Consider the following 15,691-nt stretch of genomic DNA (forward strand, 5'->3'; position numbering starts at 1 on the left):
GCATGCGGCAGATCACGGGCCCGCGTACCTGACGCGGCGCGGGCCCGGACCGCCCGGGGGCCGGAGCGCGGCGAACGGCGGGGCACTGGCGGGCGGTTCGGGTGAGGGCTTCCCGCGGGGACGCCGCGAGCGCCGTCCGGCGGCCCCCGCTCTCCGTGTCCCACCGGCTGTACGGATCGTCGCGCCGGTGCCGGACCGTCGGCCGGGAGCGGGGCAGCCCTCCGGCGACCGGCTCAGACGGCCGTGGACTCGGCCCGCCGGCGGAGCAGCTTCTTGTCGGGCTTACCCGCGTCGGTCAGCGGCAGCTCGTCGACGAACGAGATGCGCGCCGGCTCGTACATCGCGCCCCGCTCCTCGCGCACCATGGCGCGCAGCTGCCGGGCGTCCACCTCGGCGCCGGGCACCCGCACGATGGCGGCGTGCACCTGCTCCATGCGGTTCGCGTCCGGAACGCCGAAGACGGCGCTCTGCAGAACCTGCGGGTGGGTGTTGATCAGGTCCTCCAGCTCCGTGGTGTAGACGTGGCCGCCCACCACGACGATCATGTCCTTGATCCGGTCGACGATGGTGAGGTAGCCCTCGGCGTCGAGGTAGCCGATGTCACCGGTGTGCAGCCACCCGTCGCGCAGCACCTCGGCGGTGAGCTCGGGCTGCTTCCAGTAGCCCTGCATGATGTTCGCGGAGCGGATGCAGATCTCGCCGTGCTCCCCGCGCGGCAGATCGCGGCCGTGCTCGTCGCGGATCGCCACCTCGACCCCGTCCAGGATCTTTCCGGCGGACCGCAGCCGGTCCAGGCGGTCGGGGTCGTGGTCCTCGGCGGAGAGCATGCTGATGCCGCCGGCCTCGTTCTGCCCGTAGAACTGATTGAGCACCGGGCCGAAGCGCCGCACCGCCTCCGCGATCCGTGCGGGCGAGGACTGGCAGCCCCCGTACCAGACGTGGCTGAGGCTGGAGGTGTCGGTGCGGGCGGCGTCCGGGTGGTCCATCAGCTGGTAGAGCAGCGGCGGCAGCAGGAACAGGTGGGTGATCCGCTCGCGCTCGACGGTGGCCAGCACGGTCGCGGCGTCGAAGTCGTCGAGCAGCCGGACGCTGCCGCCGTTGCGCAGCGCGAAGTCGGCCATCAGGCCGCCGGCGTGGGCGAGCGTGGTGCTCAGCAGGTACCGGACCGGCCCTTCCCAGTCCGGTATCGCCTCGTCGAACGCCGGCGCCTGCTCGAAGGTGGTGCAAATGGCCTTGGGGTGGCCCGTGGTGCCGCCGGTGTGGCGGATGGTGCAGACGTCCTGGGCCCGGGCGAGGCCGGGGAACGGCTCGGCGGACTCGGCGGCCGCCAGCTCCAGCAGGTCCACGCCCACCTCGGCGGCGCCGAGGGTGAGCACGCTCTTGACCGGTGCCCGGTCCGTGAGCTCCTGGGCACGCCCGGCGTAGGCGGGGTCGACGATCAGGGCGTGGGTCTCGATGTCCCGGACGATCGTGGCCTGCACTTCGACCGAAAGCTTGTTGTAGAGGTGGTTGACGGCGCAGCCGATCAGATTGGCGGCGTACCGCGCGGCGATGGTCTCCGGCAGGTTCCCGCTGAGGAGGGTGACGGTCTGCCCGCGGCGCACGCCCTGGGCGAGCAGGGCCCGCGCCATGCGGTGCACGAGGCCCCGTAGTTCACCGGCGGTGATGCGCCGGTCCTCGCGCAGCAGGGCGGTCCGGTCGGGATCGGTTCCCAGGGCGTCGAGATTGCGCTCCACATATGTACGGAAGTGCTGCGCGGTGACGGACATGCGGGGTTTCCTTTCAAGGGGCATCAGTTGACCTAGGCAACCAGTTTTCATGATAGTTGCCCATGATCGACGAATCAAAGTCGGGGGTCTTTCCCGCCTGGATTCCCTCGCCTGAAACGTCGACATCCGGCCATATCTGAAGCCCTGTTGAGGCTTTCACCTGCGATGCGTGTGCCGTTTGCGGCTGCCTGCACCCGTTGCGCGGTGATGCCCATTCGTATGGCAGTCATACGGATCTATGGGCCATGTGAGTGGTTGTAGGGGTGTTTCGGGTCTGATCGTCGGATGAATAGTGAGCCGCCTTGTTAGGTTTTTTTGGCTGATGTGATGAATCGTCCGCGCTGTCCGTCTATCCGTACCGGGGAGTGGGTGGTGGTTGTGGTGGGTGGTGTGCGGGTGTCGGGGTGTCGTGTGGCGGGTGGTGAGGGCGTGTCGGGGTCGGGTGGTGGTGTTCCGGGGCCGGCGGTCGAGGTCCCCGGTGGCGGGGGTGAACCGGCGCCGGGCGGGGTGGGGGAGGTGGAGGGCGGTGGGTACGACTACGAGGGTTTCAGCCGGCTGGCGGGGGAGCTGGCGGATCCGCCGATGGGGGCGTACCGGGTCGGCTACCGACGGCTGATGACACGTCAGATGCGGGAAGGCGAGGGGTGGTTGCGCTGCTGGGGCGTGGGTTTGCTGGTGGCGTCGGCGCCCTTGGTCTCCTTTGTGTTGTTGGTGTGGTTGTTGTGGCCGGGGCATTGGGTGGTGCGGGGTGGGTGGTGGGGGTTGGTGGATGGATTGATGTTGTCGGCGGTGGGGTTGGTCGAGGTTTTTCGTGTGGTGAACGTGGTGTCGGTGGCGCATGCGTCATGGGTGGCGCGGGATCCGGTGCCGGTGCGGGCGCAGCCGGGGGGTCGGGTGGCGTTCTGCACGAGTTTCGTGCCGGGGAAGGAGCCGCTGGAGATGGTGGCGGCGACGTTGGAGGGGGCGGTGCGGGTGGGTTATGAGGGGGTGGTGGATGTGTGGTTGCTGGACGAGGGCGATGACGCGGGGGCGCGGGCGTTGTGCGACCGGTTGGGGGTGCGGCATTTCTCGCGGAAGGGGGTGGACCGGTGGAATCGTCCGTCGGGCCGTTTTCGGGCGCGGACGAAGCACGGTAATTACAATGCGTGGCTGGATGCGCATGGTGACGGTTATGATTTTTTGGCGTGTGTGGATACGGACCATGTGCCGTTGCCGAATTTTCTGGAGCGCATGCTGGGGTATTTCCGGGATCCGGATGTGGCGTTTGTGGTGGGGCCGCAGGTGTATGGGAATTATGTGTCGCGGGTGACCAAGGCGGCGGAGAGCCAGCAATTTTTGTTCCATGCGTTGGTGCAGCGGGCGGGGAACCGTTATGGTGCGCCGATGTTCGTGGGGACGTCGAATTGTGTGCGGATCAGTGTGCTGCGGCAGATCGGGGGTTTGTACGACTCGATCACGGAGGATATGGCGACGGGGCTGGAGATCCATCGGCGGCGGAATCCGGTGACGGGGCGGCGGTGGCGGTCGGTGTACACGCCGGATGTGTTGGCGGTGGGGGAGGGGCCGTCATCGTGGACGGATTTCTTTTCGCAGCAGTTGCGGTGGTCGCGAGGGACGTTCGAGACGTTGTTGGGTCAGTTCGGGCGGGTGGTGTGGGGGTTGTCGCCGGGGCGGGTGGTGAATTATGTGTTGTTGGTTGCTTATTATCCGATGGCGGCGTTGACGTGGGTGTTGGGTGGGGTGTCGTGTGTGTTGTTTCTGGGGTTCGGTGCGGCGGGGATCAGCGTGCCGTCCGAGGTGTGGTTGATGTTGTACGGGGATGCGGCGGCATTGCAGGTGGCGTTGTATGTGGTGAATCGTCGGCACAATGTGAGTCCGCATGAGCCGGTGGGTTCCTCGGGGGTGGCGGGGATGGTGATGTCGGCGGTGTCGGCGCCGTTGTACGCGCGGGCGTTGGGGCAGGCGGTGTTGCGGCGGCGTTCGGGGTTCGTGGTGACGCCGAAGGGGGATTCCGCGTCGCCGGACTGCGTGGGGACTTTCCGGGCGCATTTGGGGTGGGCGGGTGTGTTCGGGTTGTGCTTGGCGGCGTCGGTGGTGTGGGGGCACGCGTATCCGGCGATGCGGGTATGGGCGGGGTTGGCGTTGCTGACGGCGTTGGGACCGGCGGGGGTGTGGCTGGTGGGTGTGCTGCGGGAGCGGTGGGGTGACGGTTCCGGGCCGGGATCGCCCGCGCCGTCGCCCTCGCCGTCCCCCGCGCTGGCCTTGGCAGGCGAACCGGCGACGGCATCGGCTTCCGCGTCAGGGGTGACGGGTGCCGTGGTGACCCCCGCGCCGGAGAGCACGGTCATCTCCCGGGCCCCGGGGCAACACCGGCCGGCCTGAGACGTCCGTCAGAGGTCGAGAATGCCCGCGAGGTCGAAGTGAGGGGTCTCCTCCAGCTGGGCGTACGTGCACTCCCCGGGCTCGCGGTCGGGGCGCCAGCGGCGGAACTGGGTGGTGTGGCGGAAGCGATTGCCCTGGAGGTGGTCGTAGGCGACCTCGCAGACCCGCTCGGGCCGCAGCGGGATCCAGGAGAGGTCCTTGGTGCCGGTCCACCGGCTGGGACCACCGGGCAGCCTGCCGGCGGCCTGGGCGTCGGGGTCGGCCCAGTGCTCCCAGGGGTGGCCCTGGACGGAGGGCATCCGCAGGGGCTCCAGCTCCGTCATCAGTTCCTGGCGTCTGCGCATCGGGAAGGAGGCGCAGACGCCCACGTGTTGCAGGTGGCCGGCGGTGTCATGGAGGCCGAGGAGCAGTGAGCCGACCACGGGGCCGCTCTTGTGCGGGCGCAGCCCCGCGAGCACGCAGTCGGCCGTCCTCTCGTGCTTGACCTTGGTCATGGCGCGTTGCCCGGGCCGGTAGGGCAGGTTCGGCGGCTTGGCGACGACGCCGTCCAGACCGGCCCCCTCGTACTCCTCGAACCACGCCCGGGCCGTGTCCAGGTCCATGGTGACCGGGGTGATGTGGAGCGGCGCGCGGGCGTCGCGGAGCGCGTCGGTCAGGGCCTCGCGGCGGGCGAGCTGCGGGGTGTCCAGCAGCGACTCGTCACCGAGGGCGAGAAGGTCGAAGGCGATGAAACTCGCCGGGGTGACCTCGGCCAGGTGGGTGACGCGGGAGGCGGCCGGGTGAATGCGCTCCAGCAGTGCGTCGAAGTCCAGCCGGCCGCCGCGGGCGATGACGATCTCACCGTCCACGACGCACCGCGGCGGGAGCTGCTCCAGCAGGACGCGGACGAGCTCCGGGAAGTAGCGGGTCAGTGGCTTGCCGGAGCGGCTGCCCAGTTCGATGGCGTCGCGGTCGCGGAAGACGATGGCCCGGAAACCGTCCCACTTCGCCTCGTACTGCATTCCGGGCGGGATGGCGGACGCCGACTTGGCCAGCATCGGCTGCAGGGGCGGCATGACCGGGAGCTCCATGACCGCGATTGTGCGGCCCCGGCGGTCCGGCCGCCCGCCGTTGCGCTCGGCGGGCGACCGTGCGCGCGGGCGCTTAGCGTGGGTCCATGGGCGAGGCAGTGGAACTCTCTGCGGGCGGGCGGACGGTACGGATCTCGCATCCGGACAAGGTCTATTTCCCGGAACGCGGCTTCACCAAATACGACCTGGTTTCCTATTACCTCGCTGTCGGTCCCGGCATCGTGCGCGCGCTGCGGGACCGTCCGACGATGCTGGAGCGCTACCCGGACGGGGTCGGCGGGGAGTCGTTCTTCCAGAAGCGGGCCCCGAAGAACCTGCCCGACTGGATTCCGACCGGGCGCATCTCCTTTCCCAGCGGCCGGTACGCGGACGAGATCTGCCCGGGTGAGGTCGCGGCGGTGGTGTGGGCGGCCAACCTGGGATGCCTGACGTTCCACCCCTGGCCGGTGCGGCGCGGTGACACCGACCATCCGGACGAGCTGCGCATCGACCTCGATCCGCAGCCCGGCACGGCCTACGCGGACGCGGTGCGCGCCGCCCTCGAACTGCGGGTGGTCCTGGAGGAACTGGGCCTCGGCGGCTGGCCGAAGACCTCGGGCGGTCGCGGTCTGCACGTCTTCGTGCCGATCCGGCCCGAGTGGACCTTCACCCAGGTGCGGCGCGCGGCGATCGCCGTGGCGCGGGAGCTGGAGCGGCGCGCGCCCGAGGCCATCACCACGGCGTGGTGGAAGGAGGAGCGCGGCGAGAAGGTCTTCGTGGACTACAACCAGACCGCCCGCGACCGCACGATCGCCAGCGCCTATTCCGTACGTCCGCGCGCGCACGCCCCCGTGTCCGCCCCGCTGAGGTGGGAAGAGGTGCCCGACGCGGTGCCGGAGGACTTCGACCTGGCGAGCATGCCGGAACGCTTCGCCGCCCTGGGGGACGTGCACGCCGGGATGGACGACGCACCCGGGGACCTGCGCGCCGCCCTGGACCTGGCCGACCGCGACGAGCGCGAACACGGCCTGGGCGACCTGCCCTACCCGCCGGAGCACCCGAAGATGAAGGGCGAGCCGAAGCGCGTGCAGCCCAGCCGCGCCCGCAAGGAGGCCCCGCCGGTGCCGGAGGACTGATCGGCGCGCCGGTGAACCCGGGTGGCGGCAGCGGTTCGTGCGTATGGGTTATGTGCGAGTTGGGGATGGTTTATTCGTGATAGCGGAGTGGAACGTGGGCTTTGCGTTATCCACTCCGTAGAACGAGGGAGCAGTTATGACCCCGACACTCGTGGCCCGTAGCGTGGCGGTCTCGGTCGCCGCGCTGACCGGGGCGTTGCTGGCTTCCGGGCCGGCCGAGTCGGCACCGGTACCGGTCAAGCCGAACGGGACGGTCCAAAACCCCACCGGCGTCAACGAGCGGGTGTACCCGAGCACGGACTCCTCGGTGCGGGGCACGCTCGTGCGAGGCACTCGCATCGGGCTCCGCTGCAAGGTCCGCGCGCAGGCCATCGCCGGGAACAGCGTCTGGTATCAGTTGCGGGACCGCGCCACGTGGGTGAGCTCGGTGTACGTCTCCAACGTGGGCAATGTCCCCGTGTGCAAGGACATGCAGCGCAGCGCGCTCGACGACGCCCCCACGACGCGAGCCGCCATGGGGTGATCCACGGGAAGCGATGACGGAGCGGGCGGGCCGAGGCGTACGTGCCTCGGCCCGCCCGCCGTCGTGCGCGCGGAACCGTGCCCGCCGTCCCCGGAGCTCCGGGGATCCGGTGCCCGCCGTCCCCTCCGGGCGGTGTCCTCCCGGCTGTTGACTTCTCCACCGTCACGTGGCATCCATGACGTGTCCACGTCATTCTTCCTATGATCCCGGCTGTCACCCCGCACCGGGACAGGAAGGGAGCACGCGATGAGCACGCCCAGGAGCTCGCAGCGCAAGCGGACCACGGCGGGCGCGGCCTTCGTCGCCGCGCTGGTGATCGGAGGCATCGTGCTGGCGGCGCCGCCGGCCACGGCCGACACGGTGTCCGTCGGCTACACCTGCACCGGTCCCGGAGCCCCCAGTGGGGTCCAGTCCCTGGAGGTCACCGTGACCGCCCCCGCCACGGTTCCTCAGGGCGGCACCGCCGAACTCGCCGTCGACGTCACCACGAGCCTGACGGCACCGGTCACCGTCCCGGCGAAGAGCGTGACCGGGGAGATGACCATCGAGCTCGGCGGCGCCGCGACGGGCACGGTGACCGCCACCGGATTCACCAATCCCGCCTCCATACCCACGGGGACACCGGTGAAGGTCACGGGCGGCACCGCCTCGGTGACGCTCGACGCGATGGGCACCACGACGTTCACGCCCGGCGCCGCCACGGTCCACGTCTTCGGTGTGACGGTCGCCTGCGCGATCTCGGGCACCGCACCGGTCGCCGCGCGGACCGAGGTCACGGGCTCGTAGCGGCCGCCCCTGCGTCAGACGCGCTTCAGGGCGGCGGCGCCGAAGGAGACGTCGAAGCGGTCGCACCAGATGCTGACACTGCTGTACCGGTTCAGGTCCAGACCGGCGGGCAGCGCGTAGTTCTGGTCGCCCTTGTTGCCCTTGAGCGACCCGAGGCTGGTGTGCAGGCCGTCGTCGAAGACGTGCCAGCCCGCCCGGCCCGGCTTCACGGGCGCGTCCGTGAGCAGCACCCGCACGTCGGGACCGTCGCTGGTGTCCAGGTGCTCCAGCCGCAGCGTACGGCTCCCGTCGGGCAGCTCCAGGACCCGTACCGTCCCCTTCGTGCTGTGCTCATGGCTGATCAGCTCACCGACGGCCAGGGTCCGCGGCCCCCGGGCGCCCGCGTCCGCCGCCACCGGAGCGGACTCGTGCACCGTCCTGTCCACCCACAGCTTCCACGGCTGGAACCACACCGCTCCCACACCCGCCGCCACCACTCCGACGACCAGCGCCCCGATCACCACCGGCCTGCCCAGCAACCGCCGTACGCGTCCCATCCCAGCCTCCCGAAACCGTTTGCACTCACCCGCTGCAACGGACCGGGCTCCTGGTCTGCTCCAGGAAACCGATGACGAAAGTCTTACGTGCGGCGGCGGTCCTGTGCGAGAGGACCCCGGCGGATGGCCGGGGTCCTCTCGCTCGCCTGCGGAGGCTGGGATCAGTGACCGCCGGTGAGTTCGCCGGTGAGCTTGCCGTGGAGGTCGGCGCTCGGGTCGTTCAGGCCGGTGATCTCGACGGTCTTGCCGCGCTGGGCGTACTTCGTGGTGATCGCGTCGAGCGCGGCGACGGAGGAGGCATCCCAGACGTGCGCTGCGGACAGGTCGATGATGACCTTGTCCGGGTCGCCGGCGTAGTTGAACTGGCCGACGAGGTCGTTGGAGGAGGCGAAGAACAGCTCGCCGGTGACCCGGTAGACCACTGTGGTGTTGTCGGGGTCGGTGACGGCGGTGACCTCGGCGAGGTGGGCGACGCGCTTGGCGAAGATCACCATGGCGGTGACGGAGCCGACGACGACGCCGATGGCGAGGTTGTGGGTGGCCACGACGCAGCCGACGGTGATCACCATGACGGCGATCTCCCCGGCCGGCATCCGCCGAAGCGTCTTCGGGGCGATGGAGTGCCAGTCGAACGTCGCGAACGACACCATGATCATGACGGCGACCAGGGCGGCCATGGGGATGTCCGAGACGACCGGGCCGAAGACGATGCACAGCACCATCAGGAACGCGCCGGCCAGGAAGGTGGAGAGGCGGGTGCGGGCGCCGGAGACCTTCACGTTGATCATCGTCTGGCCGATCATCGCGCAGCCGCCCATGCCGCCGAAGAAGCCAGTGACGATGTTGGCGATGCCCTGGCCGATCGATTCACGGGTCTTGTTGGAGTGGGTGTCGGTGATGTCGTCGACGAGCTTGGCCGTCATCAGCGACTCCATCAGGCCGACCAGGGCCATGGCGAAGGCGTAGGGGGCGATGGTGGTCAGGGTGTCGAGGGTGAAGGGCACGTCGGGCAGGCCCGGTACCGGCAGGGAGGAGGGCAGCTCGCCCTTGTCGCCGACGGTCGGCACCGCGATCGCCGCGCCCACCGTGATGACGGTGAGGATGACGATGGACACCAGCGGCGCCGGGACGACGGTGGTGATCTTCGGGAAGAACACCATCAGTGCCAGGCCGGCGGCGATCAGCGGGTAGACGGCCCACGGGACGTCGTGCATCTCGGGCACCTGGGCCATGAAGATCAGGATGGCCAGGGAGTTGACGAAGCCGACCATCACCGAGCGCGGGATGAACCGCATCAGCTTCGCCACGCCCAGCGCCCCGAGGGCGACCTGGAAGACACCGGCCAGGATGACCGCGGCAATCAGGTAGCCCAGGCCGTGTTCGCGGTTGAGCGGGGCGATGACGAGGGCGACGGCGCCGGTGGCGGCGGAGATCATCGCCCGGCGGCCGCCGACGATGGAGATCACCACGGCCATGGTGAAGGAGGCGAACAGGCCGATCGCCGGGTCGACCCCGGCGATGATCGAGAACGAGATCGCCTCGGGGATCAGCGCGAGAGCGACCACCAGGCCGGCCAGCACCTCGGTGCGCCAGACCTTCGGATCACGCAGCCAGTCGGGCTTCAGGCCGCGCAGCCACGCGGCGGGGGACACAGCGGAAGCGGAAGAGGACAAGGCAGAAGGAACCTGTCGTGCTCGGGCACACCCCTTTTTCGGCAGGCCGGGGCGCGCGGGAGGAGGAGGCGGTGCCGGGCCGGCACCCCCACGGGACGGCCCCAGAGCGCGGGACCGGAAGTCGGTGAAGAACCGGGGCGAGGGCCTGCGCGCATGCGCGGCCGGCTCACATCCGGAGGCGAAGTATCACGGCGGGCAGGCAGCGGCGCCGGGCGTCATGGGCTCGCGCACGCTTCTCTCCTGCAAGAATCGGATCTTCGCCGGGGGCGGCATCGGCCCCGGCACGGCAACGGCAGGGCGGCGGCACGCCACCCTCGCCACCAGCAACTCTACCCTAACGTTAGAGTAGGGATCGGTGGTGGCCGCACGGCCGCCGCACAGCGAGGCAGACGAAGGGCCGGGAAGACGGGCGTGGACGGCAAGCACATGCAGATCGGCGAGGTCGCCGCGCGCACGGAGCTGTCCCTGCGCACCATCCGGCACTACGAGGAGTCCGGCCTGGTCGTCCCCTCCGCCCGCTCCCAGGGCGGCTTCCGCCTCTACACCGGGTCCGACGTCGCCCGGCTGATGGTGATCCGTCGCATGAAGCCGCTGGGCTTCACCCTGGAGCAGATGCGCGATCTGCTGGATGCCACCGACCGTCTCGACGCCGGCGGCCCGCTGGACCCCGACGAGCACGAAGCTCTCCTGGAGCGTGTCCGTGTCTACGAGCGGGCCGCTGTCGAGCAGGTGGAGAAGCTGCGGGTCCAGCTGTCCCGCGCCGAGGACTTCGCCGCCACGCTGGGCGCCCGCCTGGAGCGGAACGCTCCGGCCGCCCGCCTCTGAACCGCGGCGTCACGTCCGGGATCGGATCCGCGACGCGCGGCAGCGGCCGGGCTCAGAGCCGGCCGCTGCCGTGCGGGACGTACAGGTCCAGCAGCCGGGTGCGCGCCTGCCGGAGGCGGTGGCCGAGGATCTCCGCCACCGCACGGACCAGGGCGAAGCCGAGGGCGGGGTCGCTCTCGCACAGGTTCCGCGCCTCGGCGCCGTCGAATTCGTACGCCCGCACCGGACTGAGGGCCTCGGCGCCGAAGCCCCACTCGTACGGCGGGAACATCCACGACCAGCCCAGCAGATCACCCGTGCCGAGGGTCTCCACGGTGGCCACCCGCGGTCCGGGCAGGGAGAGGTCCAGCGTCACCGCTCCGGAGCGGATGATCCAGAAACGGTCCGCGCGGCCGTGTTCCTCGAAGATCCGGGTGTCCTGCGCGAAGGACACTTCCCGGGCGAGCTCCATCAGACGGTCCCGGTGTTCCGCGGGCAACGCCCTGAGCAGCTTCTTCGCAGTGGTCATGGCCGGGACCTCCTCGCCGCCCGCACCGCCCGCCGACGCGTCGCCGCCCGGCCGGTGGCCCTCGCCCCGGCCCGCGCGCCACGCGGCCGCCCTTACGACCTGGTAGGTCCATTGAGCCACGGCCGGGCGTGCACGGCATCCCGGTGGAACTGACGTTCGCCGGCCGCCGGCTTCCCGAAGACACCCCTGACAACGCCCTTGACCAGGGCGTTGATGCCGACGACCACGGGCCTCATCGCACTGACGAGCCCGGTGAGCGCGCTCGTGACGACCGACACCAGCCCGCCCGCGCGGTCGGTCCGGGTGGGAACCCTGACGCCGTCCGGGACGACGCCGCCCTTGGCGAGATGGGCGGTGGCGGCCACCGCGTCGGCGGTCGCGCCGATGACGGTCCCCATGTCGGGGACGGCGGCCCGCGACTGCTCGTCGAGGACGGTACGCGCCGTGGTGAGCCCGTCGAGGTGCGTCCTCGCCGTGGCGCAGGTCCCGTCGGCGGGCGCGGTGGCGCAGTCCCGCACGATGCGACGGGCGGTCTCCGCGTAGGGGTTGATGTCGATGGCTTTTGCCCCCTCGGCCGCCGCCCTGCGCAGGGAATCGGGCGCGGGAGCCTGCGTCCCGGGCCGCGGGAGGGCGCCGGCCGGGGCCGCGGTGGCGGTACCGGCGACGGTGAGGGCGAGGACACCGCACACGGTGCCGGTCACGGCAAGGCGGGTTCTGCGGGGCACGTTCATGGAGCGCTCCTTGCTGCCTGAGGTCTTCTCGATCACCCTGTGGCGCGCCCACCGGCCCCGCAATTATTGATGGGCCACCAGATACCGCAGGTGCGGCGGCCGGGCCGTCATCCGAGGGTGCTGCGGCGGCCGAAACGGCTGCTGCGCAGCCTGCGCCGGACGGCGTTGAGGCGCGGACGGCGGTTGAGCTGCTCGCGCGAATGGCGGTCGAGCTCCTCGACCAGGCGCTGCGAGCGCTTCTCCACGTCCAGCTCGTCGAGAATGCGGTCGATCTCCGCGAGGAGGGCACCGTGCAACTGCCACTGGCGGGGGTGTTCCAGGACCTTCTCCAGCAGCAGGTCGGCCGCTTGGTCACGGGTGGTGCGGGCGGCGGCGAGCTCCTCGCTGAGGCGGGTCTCCGCGTGCTCGGCACTGGTGGTCACATGGGTGGTGATGACCACGGCGAAGCTCTCCACGGCCCGGGCCACGTGGGTGAACACCTCCCGCAGGCTCTCGGCGACGTCCGCCGGGAAGAGGGGCTCGTCGGTGCGCTGCTTGGCCAGGTCGGTCAGGGTCCGGGCGGTCACCCGCAGCACGACCGCCGAGATCTCCAGCGCGTCCAGACCCGTCCGCAGCACCACGCGGTACAGCAGCCCCTCCTTGACCCGGGGATTGAGCCGGAGGCTGTCCTCCGCCTGCCGCAGGGAGGCGTCCACCTCGACGATGTCGTGGTCCAGCCGCCGGGCCTCGTGGAGCCGGGCCGCGGCCTCCTCCACCGGCGTGTGACCGATGACCTGGGTCCCCATGTCGTCCAGGAGCCCGCGCATACGGCGCGCGAGGTCCTCGATGGCCTCCCCGGCGGGCTGCACCCATACGGGCGGCACGAACAGGATGTTGAACAGCAGCCCGACCACCGCGCCGATCAGCGTCTCCAGCACCCGGTCCCAGGAGGTCTCCGCGACGCGGGTGACGCCGAGGACGAGCATGGCGCTGATCGCGACCTCGGGCACGAATTCGCCCACCCGGACGAACCGGCCGATGACCAGCGAGGCCAGGATGATCAGACCCAGGCTCCACCAGGTCAGCCCCACCAGCGTGCTGAACCCGATGGCGATCAGCACACCCGCGACCACGGAGTTCACCCGGCGGATGCCGGTGGTCAAGGTGGCGTAGAGGGTGACCTGCACGACCAGCAGCGCGGTGAGCGGCGCGGTCAGCGGCGCCGGCTCCTTGCTGAGCGTCAGCGCGACCACGTACGAGATCACCGCGGCCAGCGTCGAACGCACCGTCTGGACCACCGCGGGCTCTCGGCCGCGGCGGACCAAGGTCGTCAGGGGATGGGGATCGGCGAGGTCACGCACCTTCTGCCCGTTGTGCACCTCTTGCCTCTTCCCGTTCTCCCGCTGCGGACCCTCCTTCACTCCCGACGGCTGCGCCACCCGAGGGACGGCCGGCGTCAGTCCTCGACGACCACCTTCACGCTCTGCAGCTCCGGATCGGCGGCCTCGGGGATCACCATCCCCGCCTCCACACCGGTGCACAGGTAGCGCACGACCGCCGCGTCGAGGCGCTCACCCGGCAACGCGGCGGGAATCCCCGGCGGGTACGGGGTCAGCATCTCGGCGACGATCCGCCCGGCCGCCTTCTCCACGGGCACGCGCTCGGTGGCGCCGAAGAACGCGTCCCGGGGCAGGAGCACCTGTTCCAGCCGCAACTCGGCGGGGGACGGAACGTCCACCTCGGCGGCGGGCCGCAGATCCCGGGCGCTCAGGGGCAGTTCGTGCAGGGCACCGAGCAAGGCGGCGACGGTCCGCTCGTCGTCGGCGTGGGTCAGCTGGGCGCTGATCCGGCGGTGGTCGCAGACGTGCAGGTTCACCTCGTGCTCCTCGCGGATCCAGTCCGCGGCGCGGTAGCCGGTCGTCCCCAGGGCCGAGATGTCGATGACGACCTGGAGCGGATCGAGATCCGCCGCACGGCCGGGCGCGCAGAAGTCGGCGCGCCCGTGCACCCGCAGCCCGTCGATCGCGTCGATACGGGACCGCACGTCCTCCGCGAGGGCCAGCGCCCGGTCGTACAGCGCCTCGCCGTGCTCGACCATCTGCCGGCGCCAGCCGTCGAGGGCGGCGTAGACCAGCACCGACGGGCTGGTGGTGCCCAGCAGGTCCGCGCAGGCTTTGAGCTTGTTCCCGTCCACGCGCTCGCCCTGCAGGTGGAAGACCGAGCCCTGTTCGAGGCCGGAACCCATCTTGTGCACCGAGGTGACGCAGACGTCCGCCGCGGCGTCCATCGCCCAGGTCGGCAGGCCGGGATGGAACGGCAGGTGCGCGCCCCACGCCTCGTCGACGATCAGGGGCTTGTCCCGGCGGTGGCAGACCTCGGCCACCGCGGCCAGATCGGCGCAGGTGCCGTACGGAGTGGGGCTGGTGACCAGGGCGCCCATGGCGTCCGGGTGCGCGTCGAAGGCCGCCTCGAACGCCGCGGGCGTCGGCGGATGCGCCAGGTGCAGGCCGGGGTCCCACTGCGGGTCCACCCAGATCGGCCGCACGCCGGACAGGATGAGCCCGGAGACCACCGACTTGTGGGCGTCGCGGCCGACCACCAGCTTCTCGTGCGGCCCCGCGACCGAGAGCATGGCCGCCTTGACGGACAGCGAACTGCCGCAGGTGGAGAAGAACGTGTGCTCGGCACCGACGGCGTCGGCCATCAGCTCCTGCGCCTTCTCCAGGACATGATGGGAGGACGTACGGTCGTCCAGACCACTGATGGCCAGGACGTCACTGACGAACACCGCGTCTCCCAGCACGGCCCGCACCCGCGGGTCGGCGCCGCGCCCCTGCTTGTGCCCCGGAGGGGTGAATGGGGTCTGACCGGTCTCGCCGTAGGCCGCGAGGGCCTCCAGCACCGGCGCGATCGAGTGGTCCATGGAATTCCGCTCCCCTGTGAGGGCTCCGAGGAAACAGGGCACGTCCGGCGGGCCTACGACCGGGTGGCGCTCACGGCGTGCCTGCTCCTCGATGGCGTCCGTTGCCTCGTCCTGCGCAGGGCCCGGCGCTCCGCCTCGCTCGTACCGCCCCACACTCCGTACTCCTGGTTGGTCTCCAAGGCCCACCGCAGGCACCGCTCCATGACGGGGCAGCGCCGGCAGACGGACTTGGCGTCCTCGGTCTGTGTGAGGGCCGGGGCACCCGTACCGATGGGGAAGAACAGGTCGGGATGTTCTTCCCGGCAGGCGGCGTGCTGTCGCCAGTTCACGTCATATTCCCATCTGTGTGTGTGATCCGGTCACGTTCCTTCGACCTTTTCGAACGGCCCTTTCCGCTCGGGTTGCCGGGATATCCCGAGGTATTCCGCCGGGGCGGCCGCGGTTTCCCGGTGTTTGAGGCCCCGGGTGCCGGGCAGACGGATCGGCGTCAAGGAAACATCTCCGAAAGCCGAGGAGTGCAACCATGACCGCGCATGAGAAGGCCAAGGCCAAGAAGGAGCGGGCGAAGGGCTCCTTGAAGAACACGGCGGGCCGTGCGACCGGAAATGAGCGGCTGCGTGAGGAAGGCGCCGCTGAAGAAGCCAAGGGCGACGCCCGCGAGGCCAAGGAGAAGGCCAAGGACGCGGCCAAGGACACCTTCCGGCACTGACGCCGCAGGGCGCACCACCGCTGTGCGGTGGTGCCCTCATCGCCGGACGGGCTTGATATTCGGCTGAGCGCAGCCGCTTTCAGCCCGTCCGGCGTTCAGGACGGCCCGCGATCGAAGGTCCGCCGGAAACCCTTCTAGGGCTAAATGATGTCCCGTAAGCCC

At 70.5% G+C, this 15,691-nt stretch carries 15 protein-coding genes; 6 read left to right on the forward strand and 9 right to left on the reverse strand.

Going from position 1 to position 15,691, the window contains the following annotated elements:
• Positions 1-233: 233 nt before the first annotated feature.
• On the reverse strand, positions 234-1,769 hold the full coding sequence (locus tag J7E86_RS00300) for an AMP-binding protein (protein WP_215078469.1): 1,536 nt from the start codon (positions 1,767-1,769) through the stop codon (positions 234-236).
• Positions 1,770-2,276: 507 nt separating this feature from the next.
• Between J7E86_RS00300 and J7E86_RS00305 the strand changes: the two genes are divergently transcribed.
• Positions 2,277-4,151: a glycosyltransferase family 2 protein gene (locus tag J7E86_RS00305; protein ID WP_374223744.1), complete on the forward strand. Its 1,875-nt coding sequence runs from the start codon at positions 2,277-2,279 to the stop codon at positions 4,149-4,151.
• 8 nt (positions 4,152-4,159) lie between these two features.
• Here the strand turns inward: J7E86_RS00305 and J7E86_RS00310 are convergent, their stop codons facing one another.
• Positions 4,160-5,221, reverse strand: coding sequence for an ATP-dependent DNA ligase (locus J7E86_RS00310; RefSeq protein WP_215078472.1), 1,062 nt, complete (start codon positions 5,219-5,221; stop codon positions 4,160-4,162).
• 86 nt (positions 5,222-5,307) lie between these two features.
• Between J7E86_RS00310 and ligD the strand changes: the two genes are divergently transcribed.
• From ligD to J7E86_RS00325, 3 genes are all read left to right on the forward strand, one after another.
• Positions 5,308-6,336 (forward strand): non-homologous end-joining DNA ligase, encoded by a 1,029-nt coding sequence (ligD, locus tag J7E86_RS00315; RefSeq protein WP_215078474.1) that lies wholly within the window; start codon positions 5,308-5,310, stop codon positions 6,334-6,336.
• A gap of 136 nt (positions 6,337-6,472) precedes the next feature.
• Positions 6,473-6,859 (forward strand): SH3 domain-containing protein, encoded by a 387-nt coding sequence (locus tag J7E86_RS00320; protein ID WP_215078476.1) that lies wholly within the window; start codon positions 6,473-6,475, stop codon positions 6,857-6,859.
• A gap of 246 nt (positions 6,860-7,105) precedes the next feature.
• The gene (locus J7E86_RS00325; protein WP_215078478.1) at positions 7,106-7,645 is read left to right on the forward strand and encodes a hypothetical protein; all 540 of its coding nucleotides are present in this window, start codon (positions 7,106-7,108) and stop codon (positions 7,643-7,645) included.
• Positions 7,646-7,659: 14 nt separating this feature from the next.
• Here J7E86_RS00325 and J7E86_RS00330 read toward each other — a convergent pair whose 3' ends face one another.
• Together J7E86_RS00330 and J7E86_RS00335 are read right to left on the reverse strand one after the other, a co-directional pair.
• Positions 7,660-8,181, reverse strand: a complete 522-nt coding sequence (locus tag J7E86_RS00330) for a DM13 domain-containing protein (RefSeq protein WP_215078480.1) — start codon at positions 8,179-8,181, stop codon at positions 7,660-7,662.
• A 161-nt stretch (positions 8,182-8,342) separates the two neighbouring features.
• Positions 8,343-9,833 carry a SulP family inorganic anion transporter gene (locus tag J7E86_RS00335; RefSeq protein ID WP_215078482.1) on the reverse strand — a complete coding sequence of 497 codons (1,491 nt, stop codon included), beginning with the start codon at positions 9,831-9,833 and terminating at the stop codon, positions 8,343-8,345.
• Positions 9,834-10,265: 432 nt separating this feature from the next.
• On the opposite strand from J7E86_RS00335, the gene J7E86_RS00340 reads away from it, so the two are divergent.
• The gene (locus J7E86_RS00340) at positions 10,266-10,679 is read left to right on the forward strand and encodes a MerR family transcriptional regulator (RefSeq protein WP_215078484.1); all 414 of its coding nucleotides are present in this window, start codon (positions 10,266-10,268) and stop codon (positions 10,677-10,679) included.
• 52 nt (positions 10,680-10,731) lie between these two features.
• Here J7E86_RS00340 and J7E86_RS00345 read toward each other — a convergent pair whose 3' ends face one another.
• From J7E86_RS00345 to J7E86_RS00365, 5 genes are all read right to left on the reverse strand, one after another.
• On the reverse strand, positions 10,732-11,187 hold the full coding sequence (locus tag J7E86_RS00345) for a Crp/Fnr family transcriptional regulator (RefSeq protein ID WP_215078486.1): 456 nt from the start codon (positions 11,185-11,187) through the stop codon (positions 10,732-10,734).
• Between the two features lie 92 nt (positions 11,188-11,279).
• Positions 11,280-11,918 carry a hypothetical protein gene (locus tag J7E86_RS00350; protein ID WP_215078488.1) on the reverse strand — a complete coding sequence of 213 codons (639 nt, stop codon included), beginning with the start codon at positions 11,916-11,918 and terminating at the stop codon, positions 11,280-11,282.
• Positions 11,919-12,025: 107 nt separating this feature from the next.
• Positions 12,026-13,276, reverse strand: a complete 1,251-nt coding sequence (locus tag J7E86_RS00355) for an aromatic acid exporter family protein (RefSeq protein ID WP_374223743.1) — start codon at positions 13,274-13,276, stop codon at positions 12,026-12,028.
• Between the two features lie 77 nt (positions 13,277-13,353).
• The gene (locus J7E86_RS00360; protein ID WP_215078490.1) at positions 13,354-14,820 is read right to left on the reverse strand and encodes an aminotransferase class I/II-fold pyridoxal phosphate-dependent enzyme; all 1,467 of its coding nucleotides are present in this window, start codon (positions 14,818-14,820) and stop codon (positions 13,354-13,356) included.
• 53 nt (positions 14,821-14,873) lie between these two features.
• Positions 14,874-15,149 carry a WhiB family transcriptional regulator gene (locus tag J7E86_RS00365; protein WP_215078491.1) on the reverse strand — a complete coding sequence of 92 codons (276 nt, stop codon included), beginning with the start codon at positions 15,147-15,149 and terminating at the stop codon, positions 14,874-14,876.
• A gap of 194 nt (positions 15,150-15,343) precedes the next feature.
• Here J7E86_RS00365 and J7E86_RS00370 point away from each other — a divergent pair, with 194 nt between their 5' ends.
• On the forward strand, positions 15,344-15,529 hold the full coding sequence (locus J7E86_RS00370; protein ID WP_215078493.1) for a CsbD family protein: 186 nt from the start codon (positions 15,344-15,346) through the stop codon (positions 15,527-15,529).
• The last annotated feature ends 162 nt before the right edge of the window (positions 15,530-15,691 follow it).

The sequence above is a fragment of the Streptomyces sp. ISL-11 genome (assembly GCF_018614525.1).
Classification (GTDB): Bacteria; Actinomycetota; Actinomycetes; order Streptomycetales; family Streptomycetaceae; genus Streptomyces.

Excerpts from the sequence above, each read along its gene's own strand:
- J7E86_RS00300 (WP_215078469.1), bottom strand. The coding sequence starts at position 1,769 with ATGTCCGTCACCGCGCAGCACTTCCGTACATATGTGGAGCGCAATCTC.
- J7E86_RS00310 (WP_215078472.1), bottom strand. The coding sequence starts at position 5,221 with ATGGAGCTCCCGGTCATGCCGCCCCTGCAGCCGATGCTGGCCAAGTCG.
- ligD (WP_215078474.1), top strand. The coding sequence starts at position 5,308 with ATGGGCGAGGCAGTGGAACTCTCTGCGGGCGGGCGGACGGTACGGATC.
- J7E86_RS00320 (WP_215078476.1), top strand. The coding sequence starts at position 6,473 with ATGACCCCGACACTCGTGGCCCGTAGCGTGGCGGTCTCGGTCGCCGCG.
- J7E86_RS00325 (WP_215078478.1), top strand. The coding sequence starts at position 7,106 with ATGAGCACGCCCAGGAGCTCGCAGCGCAAGCGGACCACGGCGGGCGCG.
- J7E86_RS00330 (WP_215078480.1), bottom strand. The coding sequence starts at position 8,181 with ATGGGACGCGTACGGCGGTTGCTGGGCAGGCCGGTGGTGATCGGGGCG.
- J7E86_RS00345 (WP_215078486.1), bottom strand. The coding sequence starts at position 11,187 with ATGACCACTGCGAAGAAGCTGCTCAGGGCGTTGCCCGCGGAACACCGG.
- J7E86_RS00350 (WP_215078488.1), bottom strand. The coding sequence starts at position 11,918 with ATGAACGTGCCCCGCAGAACCCGCCTTGCCGTGACCGGCACCGTGTGC.
- J7E86_RS00360 (WP_215078490.1), bottom strand. The coding sequence starts at position 14,820 with ATGGACCACTCGATCGCGCCGGTGCTGGAGGCCCTCGCGGCCTACGGC.
- J7E86_RS00370 (WP_215078493.1), top strand. The coding sequence starts at position 15,344 with ATGACCGCGCATGAGAAGGCCAAGGCCAAGAAGGAGCGGGCGAAGGGC.